The organism is Enterobacter sp. E20 (assembly GCF_000801755.2).
Lineage (GTDB): Bacteria > Pseudomonadota > Gammaproteobacteria > Enterobacterales > Enterobacteriaceae > Enterobacter > Enterobacter asburiae_B.
In genome coordinates this window covers 4,675,488-4,691,801 of the sequence record NZ_CP012999.1, presented here as the reverse complement: position 1 = coordinate 4,691,801, position 16,314 = coordinate 4,675,488, and the positions used below count along the sequence as shown (strand labels likewise).

The following is a 16,314-nucleotide window of genomic DNA, read 5'->3' as shown; positions in this document are numbered from 1 at the left end:
TTGTCAATATTTCATTGCCGTTCAAATGTGTCAATCTTGAAACATATCCAGTTATCCTGTCTTGTTTATGAAAAAGAGTATCAGGGAAATAAATTCCTGGGCTTATTTATTCAGTCAGTCCGTCGTCATAGCGAAAAAACATCCCCTGGCAGAAGTACTCCAGGAATATTTGTCACTCCTTTAAGATTATTCGGCAAAAAAAATCCAGGAAGGAGGTACACGAAATAGCACTAATAGCTAAAGATTCCTTTCCTCAGTCTGCCGCAACGTCAGTCTTTTCTCTGGTTGCGGCTCAATATAATTATTTGGGCTGGCGAAGTGTAATGAAATCTCATTATGTCGTTTTAGATGAGGTAAACCTAAGAAAAGTGCCTTGTAACCAATTGAAAAATAATATGTTGTTTTTAATCTTAGATGGGGCGGTATCGCGTCCTAATCCATCTGACCTATACTGTTGTTAAATATACGTATATGTTTTTGGTGTATAGAGTTATGTATTGTTATTTCTGAGGAAAGGAAAATTGTATCTCATTAACAAGTTGGTCGAGTATGACCCAGAAAACAAAACCCTGGTAAATCATATTACCGGGCGAACGATACAATTGCAGCTTCCTGCCAATCTCTGTTTTCTTTATCTCATCACCCATCCTGGAAAAATAATTTCGCAAAATAAGTTAATGGTGGTGGGATGGGGGGAGCGCAATGACGTCACAACACCGAATACCTTTTACCAGGCCATTTTGACATTACGCAATGCGCTTGCTGAGGTGGGGTTGCCGCGCGATACGGTAAAAACGATTTCTCGCCGCGGGCTTAGGCTTTCCGAAGCCACACAGGTTGAAGTATTTACCCCAACCGCTGAGCCCGTGATGGTTAATAACGAGGCGGAAATAGCTGATGATACCGCGATGCAGATGCCGGTCTGGTTGATAATAACCACCGCTGTGCTTTTGCTGATCGCGCTTATCAACGGGGGGATTTTATATAAGCATTACCAGAACATGCCGTTTAGCCACTACATGCCACTTTCAACGGGCAGTACGAACCACGCCTGCCAGCTTTTTTATGCACCTAATGAACCTGTTCAGGATCATTACTTGCGCCTGTTAAAAAATCATCCCGGTCTGTGCGCCGAAAAAAGATACGTTTTTCTGATCGGCTATAGTAAAACGGAGCGAATCGCGGCGTTTGTCTGTAATAACGATGCGCGACGGGATGCGGCAGCATTATGTACCACGCATTATTTTTGGGCGCATGAGCAATGAAGACATTCCGGAACCGTATTATTTTTCTGGCGGCGTTTCTGGGGGCCGCTATCACCAGCGGCTGGTTAGCGTATTCGCATTTCTCGAGTTCGCCGATACGCTGTACGGGGGATGTGGAATGGACGATTGGTAAAAACCGATTTGTGGGTACGGTCTCCTGGCGGATGCAGCATCGGGAGGGATCCACCGTCATTAACGGTAAATTATTTGGTCAGACGGTTTCTGAAGTTAACCGGACCATCTATTTTCACTACAGCTATCATCAGAACGCGCGCGTATTAAATAACGATCGTATTGTTAAAACCTTCGCCGATAATGCGGATGAGGCTGATATCAACGCCACGCTGCCGGGTTTTTATCGCACGCCGGGAAGAGAGCTGAGCCTGATGATCGATGAGTATCGGGGGGCCTGGCTTTTTGCCGCGTCAAACGTCCCTTCACTTTACTGTCGTAAAAGCGCGCCGTAGAAATCGATCGCACACCTTAGACAGCACGCATAGTCAAATCTCTTTATTCCCGCTACAGTTACCTCTCCACGGCGAGCAGGAGATAAACATGCTTTATATCTTTGATTTAGGAAACGTAATCGTCGATATCGATTTTAATCGCGTGCTGGGTGCATGGAGCGACTTTAGCCGCGTTCCGCTGGCGACACTGAAGCAGAATTTCGCGATGGGCGAGACCTTCCATCAGCATGAACGCGGCGAGATCGGTGATGAAGAATTCGCTGAACGTTTCTGCCAGGAGATGGACCTACCGTTAAGCTACGAGCAGTTTTCTCACGGCTGGCAGGCAGTATTTGTCGCCATCCGGCCTGAAGCGATCGACATCATGCATAAGCTCCGCAAGCAGGGCCATCGGGTCGTTGTGCTGTCAAATACCAACCGTCTGCACACCACGTTCTGGCCTGAGGAATACCCTGAAGTTAAGGCGGCGGCCGATAAGATCTATCTTTCGCAAGAGATGGGGATGCGTAAGCCTGAAGCGCGAATTTATCAGGCTGTTCTCCAGTCGGAAGGATTCACCGCGGCCGATGCGGTCTTTTTTGACGACAACGCCGATAATATAGAGGGAGCTAACCAGTTGGGTATAACGTCAATTCTGGTGACCGGAAAAGAGACGATACCAAACTACTTTGCGAAGCAGCTATGCTAAAAACCGTTCATCAAAAAGCCACGCATCATACTCGCCCCCTGAGGGCCTGGCTGAAACTGCTCTGGCACCGTATTGACGAGGACAACATGACCACGCTGGCGGGTAACCTCGCCTACGTGTCGTTGCTCTCATTAGTGCCGCTGGTGGCGGTCATCTTTGCCCTGTTTTCCGCCTTTCCGATGTTTGCGGACGTCAGCCTGCAGCTTCGCCATTTTGTCTTCGCGAATTTCATTCCTGCAACAGGGGATGTCATCCAGAACTACATTGAGCAGTTTGTTGCCAATTCCAGCAAGATGACGGCAGTGGGGGCGTGCGGTCTTATCGTTACCGCGCTGCTGTTGATGTACGCCATTGATAATGCGCTGAATACAATCTGGCGGAGTAAAAAAGCGCGGCCAAAGGTCTATTCCTTTGCCGTGTACTGGATGATTCTTACGCTGGGGCCGCTGCTGGCCGGGGCGAGCCTGGCGATCAGTTCGTATCTTCTCTCCTTGCGCTGGGCGAGTGATTTAAACGGCGTAATTGATAATGCGCTTCGCATCTTTCCGCTGATCCTGTCGTGGCTCTCGTTCTGGCTGCTCTACAGCGTCGTGCCGACCACGCGCGTGCCTAACCGTGATGCGGTTGTGGGCGCGCTGGTGGCGGCGTTGCTTTTTGAGCTCGGTAAAAAAGGGTTTGCCCTCTACATCACCATGTTTCCGTCCTATCAGCTGATTTACGGCGTGCTGGCGGTGATCCCCATTTTGTTTGTATGGGTCTACTGGACCTGGTGTATCGTCTTGCTTGGTGCCGAAATAACTGTCACTCTCGGTGTGTACCGCGAACTTAAAAAAGCAGCAGAAGCTGAAAAACAATTAGAAGCAGACCAACCATGATTGCATTGATACAGCGCGTAACCCGTGCCAGCGTCACCGTGGAGGGAGAGGTGACGGGTGAAATTGGCCAAGGACTTTTGGTGTTGTTAGGTGTCGAAAAGGATGACGACGAACAAAAAGCCAACCGCTTGTGTGAGCGCGTGCTGGGCTACCGTATTTTCAGCGATGCGGAAGGCAAGATGAACCTGAACGTCCAGCAGGCGGGAGGCAGCGTGCTGGTGGTTTCCCAGTTTACGCTGGCTGCGGATACCGAGCGCGGCATGCGCCCGAGCTTCTCCAAAGGTGCCGCGCCGGATCGTGCAGAAGCACTTTACGAGTACTTTGTTGAGCGTTGTCGCCAGCAGGAAATGAATACGCAAACTGGACGATTCGCTGCAGATATGCAGGTTTCGCTGGTGAACGATGGCCCCGTCACATTCTGGCTCCAGGTATGAGCCAACTGGCGGCGTGGCCGCGGGTAACAAGAGAGAGTACAGCTATGTATCACCTTCGAGTACCGCAAACGGAAGAAGAGTTAGACGCTTATTACCAGTTCCGCTGGGAAATGCTGCGCAAGCCACTGCATCAGCCAAAAGGATCGGAACGCGACGCCTGGGATGCGATGGCCCACCATCAGATGGTGATGGACGAAGAGGGTAACCTCGTCGCCGTCGGGCGCTTGTATATCAACGCCGATAACGAAGCGTCGATTCGCTTTATGGCGGTTCATCCCTCCGTTCAGGACAAAGGTCTGGGAACGCTAATGGCGATGACCCTTGAGTCCGTCGCCCGTCAGGAAGGCGTTAAGCGCGTTACCTGTAGCGCCCGCGAAGATGCCGTAGATTTTTTCGCCAAGCTCGGCTTTGTGAATCAGGGGGAAATCACGACCCCACAAACCACGCCGATTCGTCATTTTTTGATGATCAAACCCATCGCCACGCTGGATGATATTCTTCATCGCGCCGACTGGTGTGGACAGCTGCAGCAGGCCTGGTATCAGCACATTCCGCTCAGCGAAAAAATGGGCGTGCGCATTCAGCAGTACACCGGACAAAAATTTATTACCACCATGCCGGAAACCGGCAATCAAAACCCGCACCACACTCTGTTTGCCGGAAGTCTGTTTTCCCTCGCGACGCTCACCGGCTGGGGGCTCATCTGGCTGATGCTTCGCGAGCGCCATCTGGGCGGCACCATTATTCTTGCTGATGCTCACATCCGCTATAGCGCACCGATAAGCGGCAAGCCGAGCGCCGTGGCCGATCTGGGGTCACTGGGCGGCGATCTGGACCGCCTGGCGCGCGGCCGCAAAGCCCGCGTACAAATGCAGGTTGAACTGTTTGGCGATAAAACACCGGGTGCGGTGTTTGAAGGCACCTACATTGTTCTTCCAGCGAAGCCCTTCGGCGCGTATGAAGAGGGTGGGAACGAGGAGGAGTAATCTTCTGTTCACTCTCCTCGGGCGTGGTTAATCCGCCCGGCGATATCCCGCATAACGTCTCGCGCTGACTGGCTGACGCCGCCAAGCTGAAAGAAGCCATGGATGACGCCCAGCCAGCGCTGAGCGGTACACTTCACACCCTGCTCAGTCAGATGCTGATACAACATTTCTCCCTCATCGCACAGCGGATCGTACTCTGCTGTAATGATATGCACTGGCGGAAGCCCGTAAAAATAATCGCGCCACAGCTGGCTGGCTTCCGGATGCTGGCGGTCAGTCTCTGCAAGATACATTTCATACCCGCTGAGCAGGGTATCGCGGGTGATAATATAATCCGTGCCATTGAGAGCATAGCTTTCAAAACTGGCGGTGGCGTCGAGCATGGGATAGATAAGAATAAGCTGTACAGGTTGCCACAGCCCTTTAACCTTAAGCCTCAGCGCCGTTACCAGCGCCAGATGCCCTCCTGCGCTGTCTCCACAGAGGGTGAGCCGGTTCTTATCCACGCCTAATTTGTCCGCATACTTCCAGACCAGATCTGCACCTCTTTCAGCATCGTCATGTGCGGCGGGGAAGGTATGCTCCGGCGCCAACCTGTACTGAACCGCGATCACCCGGCAATTGCCGTAGCAGGCTAACTGACGGAGTTGGTTGTCATGGGTATCAAAGCCGCCGCTGATAAAGCATCCGCCGTGATAGTAGATGGCAGCAGGCAATATTTCAGGGGCATTAAGAGGTGAAAATACCCGAATGGTAAGGCCCTCAAGCACTAGCGCTTCTACCTGAACGCGCGTTTCTGTCTTCCCGGCAAGCCCCGTGCTGGCAATGTACCCTGCTCGTCGTACATCAATGGTCTGTCGACGTGACGAAGGCCGGCCTGCAGCGATAAATCCCTGAACCAGCTGCGCAATACCCTGTTCCAGTGCCATGAAAACTCCCTTTAACTGTATGGATATACAGCTTTATAACCTGGTTTGATTCAAAAGAAAATAAGAAAATTGTCGAGGACTAAAAATCTGGAAAGCGCTTCGCAAATAGCAGGAAAACTATAGCTACGGGCTTTAACCCTTCTGAATGAAAGCGTATGTTGCCTTGAAAATAGACAATAGTGATATACTAAGGTGATATATGAGTCTTTCCGCGGATCTTGATATGGGCAGAATTCTGATCGATTTGTCTGATGACGTAATTCAACGACTGGATAATCTGAAGCAGCTGCGTAACCGGCCTCGTGCCGAATTGCTTCGGGAAGCCATTGAGCAATATCTCGACCAGCAGAGTTCATCGGTTATCCGCGATGCGCTTGGCTTGTGGGGAAACCAGCAGGAAGATGGGCTTGAGTATGAACGCAAGCTGCGTGAGGAGTGGTAATCATGGAGCACATGGCGGTGTTCGATACCAATATACTCATCGATCTTTTTAATAATCGCGTTGAGGCTGCGGATGCAATTGATCGCACAGCTTCTCATCGAGCCATTAGTCTGATCACATGGATGGAAGTCATGGTGGGGGCCCGCAAACATGGTCACGAAGCGAAAACTGCGACAGTGATGGGCGTATTTGAGATTATTGATATCACCCGAGATATCGCTGAAAGAAGCGTAATTCTGCGCGAGAAGCATGGAATGAAACTGCCTGATGCTATCATTCTGGCCACAGCTCAGAGCAGAAATTGTCCGTTGATTTCTCGAAACACGAAAGACTTTTCGGGCATTACTGGAGTCGTTTCACCTTACCAACTATAGGCCGGGCAAGCTTACGCCGCCCGGCACTGTCAGAGGGAATTACTCCCCTTCACCCGGGAACAGGAACGGGTTGATCGAGCTGCGGGCAAAGCCCTCCTGCTCCATCTTCGCATCCAGAATCAGCGAGGCGAGATCGTCGGCCACGGCTTCGACTTTCGGGTCTTTTTCCTGATAAAGAATCTTCAGGTAAGTGCCGCAGTCGCCGCAGCTTTCGGCTTTCACCGCCGCTTCTTCATTTTCCAGCGACCAGTAGTTCAGATCGCGGGTCTGCTCGCAGTTGCTGCACTTGATGCGCACCACGTGCCACTCGGTTTCACACAGGTTGCAGTGCAGGTAGCGCAGCCCCTGAGTGGTGCCGATTTGCACCATGCTCGATACCGGCATGGAGCCGCAGACCGGGCAGAACTGGCGCGCCTCGCCGTATTCGGCGCGGGCTTTACCGGGGATCAGGCTTGCCATTTGCGCCCAGTAGAGCGACAGCGCAGCCCAGATAAACGGCGCTTTATCGCTGCTCACCAGAGCGAAGTCGGAGGCAAACAGCGCGCTCGCCATCTCTTCCAGCTCAAGTTCGGACGCTTTTTCCAGATTCTCAATGACCGCCAGCGCGGTGCCGCTCATCTCCGGCTTCAGCTCGGCAATCAGCGAATGCAGCAGCTTTTGCCAGTGCTTGTCGCGCGGCAGGACGTGAATGTCCAGCGGCGGCTTGCCCTGCGCGTTGGCTTCTTTGATGCGCGCGGTCAGATCCATTTGCAGCGGGTGGTCGTACAGCACCACTTCCTGCGCGTGGGCAACCAGCGCGGCAAAGCGCAGAAAATCGCCCAGCGGGTTGTTCTCTGCCAGCTCGCGCAGACGCTCTGCGCGGCGGTTGTAGAGGTTTTTGAGTCTGGGGAATAACAACGGCGGAATATAATCCGCCGTGCGTTTCTCGCTCGACCCCAGCTCATCTTGCGGGATTATGCGAATACTCATTCAGATGACTTTTCCTGTTTCTGGCGGACTTCACGGTACCAGCGCGGGTGATGTTTCTTCGCCCACGTACTGGTTACCCATCCTTCCACCATCGCGGTAATGGTGCCTTTCACCCAAAGGGCGGCGTAGATATGCACCATGATAACCACAATTAACGCCACTGCGGCAAATGAATGCAGCATCAGCGCAAATCGGATCACCGGGATTGAGAAAGCAGGCGCAAAGTACGGACGCCAGATGATCACGCCGCTCACCAGCAACAGGACCAGGAAGATAATCGCCGCCCAGAATACGCATTTCTGGCCGAAGTTATAACGCCCGGTATCACCCACTTCCTCGTTGACGACGATCTTACGAATATTCTTCGCCCAAAAGATATCATCCCGATTGATTAGGTTATGGTGCCAGTAGCGGAAAAACATGATGATAAACGAGGCAAACATCACCACACCCACGAACGGGTGAAGGATGCGCGCCAGCTGTGGCGTACCCAGTACCTGCATCAGCCAGTTGAAGGACGGGAAGAAGAACCCCAGCCCGCTTATCGCCGCCAGCATGAAGCAGAAGGCGGTGACCCAGTGGTTGATGCGTTCCGGCGCGGTGTAGCGCACGATGGTGTCACGTTTTCTCATTTGCGCACCTCGTCTTTCTCTTCATGCAGGTTGTCGTCTTCCTCTTCCGCGCGGTTCGGACCAACGCCGACGTAGTGGAAGATGCTCGCTGCGAAGGTGGCAGCAAAACCGACCGCTGCCAGCGGTTTCCAGATGCCTTTCCAGAACTTCACGGTGGCGCTGATTTCCGGGTTCTCCGGCAGGCCGTGATACAGGTTCGGCTTGTCGGCGTGGTGCAACACGTACATCACGTGCGTACCGCCAACTCCGGCCGGATCGTACAGGCCCGCGTTGTCGTAACCGCGGGTTTTCAGCTCGCCCACGCGCTCTGCCGCCAGCGTTTTCATATCCTCTTTGGAGCCAAAGTGGATTGCGCCGGTTGGGCAGGTCTTCACGCACGCTGGCTCCTGGCCGACGGTGACGCGGTCAACGCACAGCGTGCATTTGTAGACGCGGTTGTCTTCCGGGTTCAGGCGCGGTACGTCGAACGGGCAGCCCGCGATGCAGTAGCCGCAGCCGATGCACTGTTCGGACTGGAAGTCGACGATGCCGTTGGCATACTGAATGATAGCCCCTTCTGACGGACATGCCTTCAGGCAGCCCGGATCCGCACAGTGCATACAGCCGTCTTTGCGGATAAGCCATTCCAGTTTGTCGTTCTGCTCAACTTCCGAGAAACGCATCACCGTCCATGACTTGGCGGTCAGGTCCGCCGGGTTGTCATACACCCCGACGTTGTGACCCACTTCGTCACGCAGGTCGTTCCACTCAGAACACGCCACCTGACAGGCTTTGCAGCCGATACAGGTGGTCACGTCGATAAGCTTCGCCACTTCCTGCTGGTGGTCCCGCGCCTGAGGCGCGGGCGTGAAACCGTTAGTCGCGGAACGACGGATAATGTCTTGAGATTGATAAGCCATAAGTCGTCTCCGTTACACCTTTTCCACGTTCACGAGGAAGGCCTTAAACTCCGGCGTCTGCGTGTTCGCATCGCCGACGAACGGCGTCAGGGTATTCGCAATGAACCCTTTCTTCGCCACGCCCTCATAGCCCCAGTGGATCGGAATACCGATGGTATCCACCTGCTGACCGTGAACGTTCAGCGTGCGAATACGCTTGGTCACCACCGCCTTGGCCTTGATATAGCCGCGGTTAGAGGAGACCTTCACGGTATCGCCATGGGCAATGCCGAGCTTGCCCGCCAGCTTCTCGCCGATCTCCACAAACTGTTCCGGCTGCGCGATGGCGTTAAGCAGCGCGTGCTTGGTCCAGTAGTGGAAGTGCTCGGTCAGACGGTAGGTAGTACCCACGTACGGGAACTTGTCCTTTTTACCCAGCGCTTCGAAATCGCCCTTGAAGATACGGGCTGCCGGGTTAGAGACCACGTTCGGGTGCAGCGGGTTGGTACCCAGCGGCGTCTCAAACGGTTCGTAGTGTTCCGGGAACGGACCTTCCGCCATCTTATCGATAGCAAACAGACGCCCCATCCCTTCAGGCTGCATGATAAACGGCCCAACGTCGCTGCCCGGTGCGGCAGTGCTGTAGTCCGGAATATCCACGCCGCCCCATTTCGCGCCGTCCCACTTCAGAAGCTGACGCTTCGGATCCCACGGGTTGCCCTGCGGGTCAGCGGATGCGCGGTTATAGAGGATACGGCGGTTGAGCGGCCACGCCCATGCCCAGCCCAGCGTATTGCCAAGGCCCGACGGGTCGGCGTTATCGCGGTTGGCCATCTGGTTGCCTTTCGGCGTCCAGCTACCGGCAAAGATCCAGCAGCCGCTTGACGTGGTACCGTCATCGCGCAGGTGCGCGAAGGTGCTGAGCTGATCGCCTTTCTTCGCCAGCACGGTACCGGTGGCCGGGTCGATAACGTCCGCCAGCGCCTTACCGTTGCTCTCCATCGCCACTTCTTCCGGCGCTGGGTTTTCCGGCGTCGAGTAGTTCCAGCTCATATTAAGCACCGGTTCCGGGTTCGCGCCGCCTTCTTCCGCATACATCTTACGCAGGCGTAAGAAGATGCCGGCCAGGATCTCGCCGTCGTTCATGGCGATACCCGGGGCGTCCGCACCTTTCCAGTGCCACTGCAGCCAGCGTCCGGAGTTGACGATAGAACCATTCTCTTCCGCGAAGCAGGTCGACGGCAGACGGAACACTTCGGTCTGGATCTTCGACGGATCGACGTCGTTCGATTCACCGTGGTTCTGCCAGAAGGTTGAGGTCTCGGTATTGAGCGGGTCAATCGTCACCAGGAACTTCAGCTTCGACAGAGACTCAACAACCTTGTTCTTGTTCGGGAACGAGGCAACCGGGTTAAAGCCCTGGCACAGATAGCCGTTCACTTTGCCCTGGTGCATCATCTCGAAATACTGCAGAACGTCGTAACCTTTGTCCCACTTCGGCAGCCAGTCAAAGCCCCAGCTGTTTTCAGCCGTCGCTTTGTCGCCGAAGAAGGCTTTCATCATCGAGACGAAGAACTTCGGATAGTTGCCCCAGTAGTTTACCTGGCCTTCGAGCAGCGGTTTAGGCGTGCTGGCCGTCAGGTAGGTTTGCAGGTCGGTCTGTTTCTCGCTTGGCAGGTTCATGTAACCCGGCAGGCTTTGAGACAGCAGGCCGAGGTCGGTCAGACCCTGAATATTGGAGTGACCGCGCAGGGCGTTCACGCCGCCGCCTGCCATCCCCATGTTGCCGAGCAGGAGCTGAACCATCGCCATGGTACGGATGTTCTGCGCGCCGATGGAGTGCTGCGTCCAGCCGAGGGCGTACAGGAACGACGCGGTTTTATCTTTCGCGCTGGTCTCGGCGATAAGCTCGCACACCTTCAGGAAGTCTGCCTTCGGCGTACCGCAGATATTCTCAACCACCTCCGGCGTATAGCGGGAAACGTGCTCTTTCAGCAGGTTCCACACGCAGCGCGGATGTTGCAGGGTGGTGTCGCGCTTCGCAAAGCCTTTTTCATCCAGCTCGTAGTTCCAGCTGGTTTTGTCGTATTTGCGTTTTTCGGCGTCGTAACCGCTGAACAGGCCATCTTCGAAGTGGTAATCCTCACGCACGATCAGGCTGGCGTTGGTATAAGCTTCGGTGTATTCGCGGTTATATTTTTCGTTGGTCATCAGGTACAGCAATACGCCTGACAGGAAAGTGATGTCAGTACCTGAACGAATAGGGGTGTAGAAATCCGCCACTGACGCAGTTCGCGTAAAGCGGGGATCGATCACAATCAGTTTCGCACCGTTGTGGATTTTGGCTTCCATCGCCCAGCGGAACCCTACAGGGTGCGCTTCAGCGGCGTTACCGCCCATCACCACAATGAGGTTGGCGTTCTTGATGTCGACCCAGTGGTTGGTCATCGCACCGCGACCAAATGTTGGAGCAAGACTTGCTACCGTTGGTCCGTGTCAGACACGCGCCTGGTTGTCGACCGCGAGCATACCGAGTGCGCGCGTAAATTTCTGGGTTAAATAACCGGTTTCGTTGCTGGAAGCAGAGGCACACAGCATCCCGGTGGAGAGCCAGCGGTTGACCGTGACGCCGTCGGCGTTCTTCTCAACAAAGTTGGCATCGCGGTCTTCTTTAATGTGTTTTGCGATGCGGTCAAACGCCTCTTCCCAGCTGATTTGCTGCCATTTATCGGAGCCAGGTGCGCGATATTCAGGGAACTTGAGGCGGCTTTCGGAGTGGATAAAGTCCACCAGACCGGCCCCTTTCGGGCACAATGCGCCGCGGTTGACCGGATGATCCGGGTCGCCTTCGATATGGAAAATAGACGCTTTGGCGTTTTTAGCACCGTCGCCGAGGCTATACATCAACAGCCCGCAACCGACAGAGCAGTACGTACAGGTATTACGGGTTTCACGGGTGCGCAGCAGTTTATACTGCCGCGTTTCCGCCAGCGCTACGCCGGGCGCAAAGCCCAGTGCCGCTGCCGTGGTGCCTGCCATACCGCCAGCGCAGATCTTAAAGAACTGCCTTCTGCTGACCTGCATGGGTCACTCCTTGTTTCGACATTGCTTACATATGTAGTTTTAACTTCGCGGTTGAGAATTGACCGCAAAGGAGAAAAATTTGCGTTAATCCCTCAATTCCACGAGGGATATCATCAGAATACCACAATGTCGGTACAGCTGTTCTAATGGCGTTAATACAAAGTGAACGTATTATCACCCTGTTGACTATAAAGTGTGATATTAATCACATTATTAACCCCGCATGTTAAAGGGGTGTAGCATGCGTTTTGTTGTACCTCTCACAAGTGAGTAGGTAAACTTGATGCTGAAAAGTTGATCCATACTATGCGTAAGCCCTGTTGTTTGTGATGCAATAGCAGGCTCACCTCCGTGGTTGTTCAGGAATACCGCTGTGTCTAAACAAAACCGTGCTCCCCACTCGTCCCCCCTGCCTGCGGGCATTGTGGAACTGTCGGTACACAGACCGCCCCACATTACCCATGCCACGCCGGATTTTCTGGCGGAAGAGGTGCCCGTTGCGCTCGTTTACAACGGTATCTCCCATGTGGTGATGATGGCTTCGCCGAAAGATCTCGAGCTGTTCGCCATCGGTTTTTCCCTCTCGGAAGGCATCATTGACCATCCGCAGGAGATCTACGGCATGGACGTGGTGCAGGCTTGCAACGGCCTTGAAGTGCAAATCGAACTCTCCAGCCGCCGCTTTATGGGGCTGAAAGAGCGCCGCCGCGCGCTGGCCGGGCGTACCGGCTGCGGCGTGTGTGGCGTTGAGCAGCTCAATGATATTGGCAAACCCGTTGCGCCACTGCCGTTTACTCAGACCTTTAATCTGGCTCACCTCGACCATGCGCTCGAGCACCTGAACGATGTACAGCCCATCGGCCAGCTGAGCGGCTGCACGCACGCGGCGGCATGGGTGTTGCCGTCGGGCGATATTGCCGGGGGCCACGAGGACGTGGGCCGCCACGTGGCGCTGGACAAGCTGCTCGGTCGCCGTGCGCGTGAAAGTGATGTCTGGATGCAGGGGGCGGCACTCGTTTCCAGCCGCGCCAGCTATGAGATGGTGCAAAAATCGGCGATGTGCGGTGTGGAAATTCTGTTCGCGGTGTCGGCGGCGACCACGCTGGCGGTGGAGGTGGCGGAACGCTGCAACCTGACGCTGGTGGGCTTCTGCAAGCCGGGAAGGGCGACGATTTATACCCATCCGCAGCGATTAATTGTTAATCAATAATTTTGAATGATAATAGCAAATCCTTCCGCTTTTAGTTGTTCGAGATGAGGTCTAGTATTTATCTCATCAAGGCACGGTGCCTTACCTAAACAACTTAATGAAAGGGTTAAAACACATGAATAGCATCAAAACTTTTGTCGCTGTAATCGCTCTGGCTACTTCTTTCGGTTCTTTCGCTGCACAGACCGTGACCGCAACCGCCTCTACCATTGATGGCGCAGAAGCTAAAATCGCGGCTCAGGCTCAGGATGCTGGCGCATCATCTTACAAAATTACCCAGGCGTTCTCAGGTAACCGCGTACACATGACTGCTGAACTGACTAAATAAGCTGTCACACCGTCGAAAGAGCGCCCCCGGGGCGCTTTTTTAGTTTATGCCCGCCACGCGCAGCAGCGCGGTTACCACTGCCGCCGCCACGATCACCACAATTAACGGCATTTTCCGCCAGGCCAGAAATACCGCAAACGCCACGCCCAGCACGCGCGCCATTCCGGCAAAGTGGTCACCTTCATAAAACGTGGTCGCCAGCGCCACGGAAAACAGCAATACCGTTGCCGCATCTGACAGCAGCGCCTGTGAACGCTCTGACAATGCCAGCCTGCTGCCCAGTTTCGCCCCGCCAAGACGCATCAGATACGTTCCCGCAGACAAAATGGCGATGCCGAGAATAAAAAACGTCATATTTCCCATTATTTTTTCCTCGCAGCGAGACCCAGTAAGGAGAGCAGCACCGGTAATCCCACCGGGGCAAACGGCACGGCGGCCAGTGACAGCGCGGCGCCGCTGCAGGCGCGGATCAGCGTGGTACGGTTTTTAAACGCGGGAACCACTAGCGCCAGCAATATGGCAGGGAATACCGCATCCAGCCCGATGGTTTCCGGATCCGGCAGCAGCTTGCCGACCATAGCGCCCAGCAGGGCCCCCAGCGGCCAGACAATCGCCACGCCTAAACCACATAGCCAGTACGCCGCTTTGCGCTGTTCGGGCGTTTTTTGCGACAGGCCAAACACCACGCTTTCGTCGTTCATGATGTGGCAGCCCAACAGGCTCAGGCCGCGTTTGCCGACCAGTTCACGCACCGTCACGCCAAACGGCACGTGCCGCGCGTTGACCAGCAACCCCGCGGCTGCGGCCGCCAGCGGGTTACCGCCGCTTGCCACGATGCCAATAAACATAAACTCTGACGCGCCCGCGAGTACGGTGATGGAGAGTACAAACGGTACCCAGACCGGAAAACCGTAGGCCATCGCCAGGGAGCCGTACGACATCCCGACCACGCCGACCGCGAGGCAGACCAGGATGATTGCTTTTATGGTGTCGCCTTTCAGGCAAGAGAGATGATGCTTCATACATTTTTAGCCATATCGAACGGGTATCCATTATAATGAACGCAACAGAAGTGTTTTTCAAGATGAACGATTCGTTCGATTTAAAGAACAAAGAGGCCGTTTTATGACGCAGCCAATCAGCGTAATCGCCAAAAGCCTGGTGCGAGAACGCCTGCGAACCGGGCTTTCACTGGCGGAAATCGCTCGCCGTGCCGGGATCGCAAAATCCACGCTTTCTCAGCTTGAATCAGGCAACGGTAACCCTAGCCTCGAAACGCTGTGGTCGCTTTGCGTGGCGCTGGATATTCCTTTTGCCCGCCTGCTTGAACCACAGCAGCCTACCACTCAGGTGATCCGTCGTGGTGAAGGTACGAAGGTCGTTGCCGGACAGGCCAACTACGAGGCGATACTGCTGGCGGCATGTCCGCCTGGCGCGCGACGCGACGTATACCTCCTGCTTACCCAGCCGGGCGCAGACCGCATTTCCCAGCCGCATCCGCCGGGGTCCGTTGAACATATTATTGTGACGCAGGGGCGCGCGTTAGTCGGCCTGATCGACGCGGCGGAAGAACTCGGTCCGGGAGATTACATCTGTTATCCCGCCGATCTGCCGCATATCTTTAAGGCGCTGGAGCCGGATACGCACGCGCTGCTGGTGGCGGAACAAAACTAACAGAGATACGGACACTCATGTCGCTTAAAGCCATTGCTAAAGAACTGGGGCTGTCAGTCACCACCGTCAGCCGCGCCCTCAACGGATATGACGACGTCTCCGCCGAGACGCGCGCACGCGTGGAAGCTGAGGCTCAGCGCCGTGGTTACCGACCGAACACCTTCGCCCGCCGCCTGAAGATGGGCAAAATTGACGCCGTCGGGCTGGTGTTTCCCGTACATCCTGTTCCGCTCAATAACAGCGTATTTATGGACATGGTCGGCGAAATTAGCCACGAACTGGCGCGACATGAGATCGACCTGTTGCTCATCGCCGACGACGATCTGGCGGATAAGCACAGCTATATGCGCATGGTGCAAAGCCGCCGCGTCGACGCGCTGATCGTGGCGCACACGCTGGATCACGATCCCCGTCTTGAGCAGCTGCAGGCCGCCGGTTTTCCTTTCCTGGCGCTCGGGCGCAGCCACCTTCCGCAGCCGTACGCGTGGTTTGACTTCGACAACTACGCCGGTACGCATCAGGCTACCCGCTGGCTGATCGAGAAAGGCCATCAGCGTATCGCGCTACTTGGCGAAAGCAACAATCAGGCGTTTATCACCCAGCGCCGTCAGGGTTATCTCGACGCCCTGCGGGAAGCCGGGCTTTCCAGCGAATGGCTGCGCGCCATGCCGCCTTCGCGCCGCGTCGGGTATGCCACCACGAAAGAACTGCTTGCCCTGCCGCAGCCGCCCACGGCCATCATCACCGACTGCAACACCCACGGCGACGGCGCGGCGATGGCGCTGGCGCAGCTGGGGCGTTTATCCGGCGACAACGCCGTCTCGCTGGTGGTCTATGATGGCCTGCCGCAGGACAGCATCGTTGATATTGAGGTGGCGTCGGTGATCCAGTCCACCCGCCAGGGCGTCGGGAAACAGATTGCCGATATGGTGCGCCAGCTGATTAGCGGAGACGATATTGAACAGCTTCAGGTGCTCTGGCAGCCTGAATTCTCTCCGGGCCAGACGGCCTAAACCACTAAAATTCCAAACCCGATCACAGAACCGAAACGTTTTGGTTTGTATCCGAAACGTTTCGGA

The 16,314-nt window shown here is 54.9% G+C and carries 19 protein-coding genes; 12 read left to right on the top strand and 7 right to left on the bottom strand.

Annotation, left to right across the window (positions count from 1 at the left end):
- The first annotated feature begins 521 nt into the window (after positions 1–521).
- From NI40_RS21965 to fabY, 6 genes are all read left to right on the top strand, one after another.
- Positions 522–1,265 (top strand): winged helix-turn-helix domain-containing protein, encoded by a 744-nt coding sequence (locus NI40_RS21965; protein WP_039264188.1) that lies wholly within the window; start codon positions 522–524, stop codon positions 1,263–1,265.
- The gene (locus NI40_RS21960) at positions 1,262–1,732 is read left to right on the top strand and encodes a hypothetical protein (protein ID WP_033146967.1); all 471 of its coding nucleotides are present in this window, start codon (positions 1,262–1,264) and stop codon (positions 1,730–1,732) included. The genes NI40_RS21965 and NI40_RS21960 overlap by 4 nt, the downstream gene beginning before the upstream one ends.
- An 88-nt stretch (positions 1,733–1,820) precedes the next feature.
- Positions 1,821–2,420, top strand: a complete 600-nt coding sequence (gene yihX / locus NI40_RS21955; RefSeq protein ID WP_039264189.1) for a glucose-1-phosphatase — start codon at positions 1,821–1,823, stop codon at positions 2,418–2,420.
- The gene (locus NI40_RS21950; RefSeq protein ID WP_033146965.1) at positions 2,414–3,295 is read left to right on the top strand and encodes a virulence factor BrkB family protein; all 882 of its coding nucleotides are present in this window, start codon (positions 2,414–2,416) and stop codon (positions 3,293–3,295) included. Before yihX ends, NI40_RS21950 begins: the two co-directional genes overlap by 7 nt.
- Complete coding sequence (gene dtd, locus NI40_RS21945; protein WP_039264190.1) at positions 3,292–3,729, top strand: D-aminoacyl-tRNA deacylase; 438 nt, start codon at positions 3,292–3,294, stop codon at positions 3,727–3,729. Before NI40_RS21950 ends, dtd begins: the two co-directional genes overlap by 4 nt.
- Before the next feature lie 44 nt (positions 3,730–3,773).
- Positions 3,774–4,715: a fatty acid biosynthesis protein FabY gene (fabY, locus tag NI40_RS21940; RefSeq protein WP_039264191.1), complete on the top strand. Its 942-nt coding sequence runs from the start codon at positions 3,774–3,776 to the stop codon at positions 4,713–4,715.
- An 8-nt stretch (positions 4,716–4,723) separates the two neighbouring features.
- Here fabY and NI40_RS21935 read toward each other — a convergent pair whose 3' ends face one another.
- Positions 4,724–5,644, bottom strand: coding sequence for an alpha/beta hydrolase (locus NI40_RS21935; protein WP_039264193.1), 921 nt, complete (start codon positions 5,642–5,644; stop codon positions 4,724–4,726).
- A 199-nt stretch (positions 5,645–5,843) separates the two neighbouring features.
- On the opposite strand from NI40_RS21935, the gene NI40_RS21930 reads away from it, so the two are divergent.
- On the top strand, positions 5,844–6,086 hold the full coding sequence (locus NI40_RS21930; RefSeq protein WP_023309753.1) for a ribbon-helix-helix protein, CopG family: 243 nt from the start codon (positions 5,844–5,846) through the stop codon (positions 6,084–6,086).
- Between the two features lie 2 nt (positions 6,087–6,088).
- The gene (locus NI40_RS21925) at positions 6,089–6,460 is read left to right on the top strand and encodes a type II toxin-antitoxin system VapC family toxin (RefSeq protein WP_080298642.1); all 372 of its coding nucleotides are present in this window, start codon (positions 6,089–6,091) and stop codon (positions 6,458–6,460) included.
- A gap of 39 nt (positions 6,461–6,499) precedes the next feature.
- On the opposite strand, the gene fdhE is transcribed toward NI40_RS21925, so the two are convergent.
- The 4 genes from fdhE to fdnG are packed head-to-tail and all read right to left on the bottom strand — an operon-like array spanning position 6,500 to position 12,023.
- On the bottom strand, positions 6,500–7,429 hold the full coding sequence (gene fdhE / locus NI40_RS21920; RefSeq protein WP_029741588.1) for a formate dehydrogenase accessory protein FdhE: 930 nt from the start codon (positions 7,427–7,429) through the stop codon (positions 6,500–6,502).
- Complete coding sequence (gene fdoI, locus NI40_RS21915) at positions 7,426–8,061, bottom strand: formate dehydrogenase cytochrome b556 subunit (protein WP_010436852.1); 636 nt, start codon at positions 8,059–8,061, stop codon at positions 7,426–7,428. Before fdoI ends, fdhE begins: the two co-directional genes overlap by 4 nt.
- A complete protein-coding gene (gene fdxH / locus NI40_RS21910; RefSeq protein WP_008501831.1) occupies positions 8,058–8,960 on the bottom strand; it encodes a formate dehydrogenase subunit beta in 903 nt (300 codons plus the stop codon). Before fdxH ends, fdoI begins: the two co-directional genes overlap by 4 nt.
- A 12-nt stretch (positions 8,961–8,972) precedes the next feature.
- Positions 8,973–12,023: a formate dehydrogenase-N subunit alpha gene (fdnG, locus tag NI40_RS21905; RefSeq protein ID WP_087822910.1), complete on the bottom strand. Its 3,051-nt coding sequence runs from the start codon at positions 12,021–12,023 to the stop codon at positions 8,973–8,975.
- A 373-nt stretch (positions 12,024–12,396) separates the two neighbouring features.
- Here fdnG and fdhD point away from each other — a divergent pair, with 373 nt between their 5' ends.
- Positions 12,397–13,233 carry a formate dehydrogenase accessory sulfurtransferase FdhD gene (fdhD, locus tag NI40_RS21895; RefSeq protein WP_039264196.1) on the top strand — a complete coding sequence of 279 codons (837 nt, stop codon included), beginning with the start codon at positions 12,397–12,399 and terminating at the stop codon, positions 13,231–13,233.
- A 115-nt stretch (positions 13,234–13,348) separates the two neighbouring features.
- Positions 13,349–13,561 carry a DUF1471 domain-containing protein gene (locus NI40_RS21890; RefSeq protein WP_039264236.1) on the top strand — a complete coding sequence of 71 codons (213 nt, stop codon included), beginning with the start codon at positions 13,349–13,351 and terminating at the stop codon, positions 13,559–13,561.
- A 39-nt stretch (positions 13,562–13,600) separates the two neighbouring features.
- Here NI40_RS21890 and NI40_RS21885 read toward each other — a convergent pair whose 3' ends face one another.
- Positions 13,601–13,924: an AzlD domain-containing protein gene (locus NI40_RS21885; protein WP_033146957.1), complete on the bottom strand. Its 324-nt coding sequence runs from the start codon at positions 13,922–13,924 to the stop codon at positions 13,601–13,603.
- Entirely contained in the window at positions 13,924–14,583 is a 660-nt protein-coding gene (locus tag NI40_RS21880) for an AzlC family ABC transporter permease (RefSeq protein ID WP_023309745.1), read from the bottom strand. Before NI40_RS21880 ends, NI40_RS21885 begins: the two co-directional genes overlap by 1 nt.
- A 103-nt stretch (positions 14,584–14,686) precedes the next feature.
- Between NI40_RS21880 and NI40_RS21875 the strand changes: the two genes are divergently transcribed.
- Both NI40_RS21875 and NI40_RS21870 read left to right on the top strand, forming a co-directional pair.
- On the top strand, positions 14,687–15,235 hold the full coding sequence (locus NI40_RS21875) for a helix-turn-helix domain-containing protein (protein ID WP_033146956.1): 549 nt from the start codon (positions 14,687–14,689) through the stop codon (positions 15,233–15,235).
- Between the two features lie 17 nt (positions 15,236–15,252).
- Positions 15,253–16,248, top strand: coding sequence for a LacI family DNA-binding transcriptional regulator (locus NI40_RS21870; protein WP_039264197.1), 996 nt, complete (start codon positions 15,253–15,255; stop codon positions 16,246–16,248).
- Positions 16,249–16,314 lie beyond the last annotated feature (66 nt).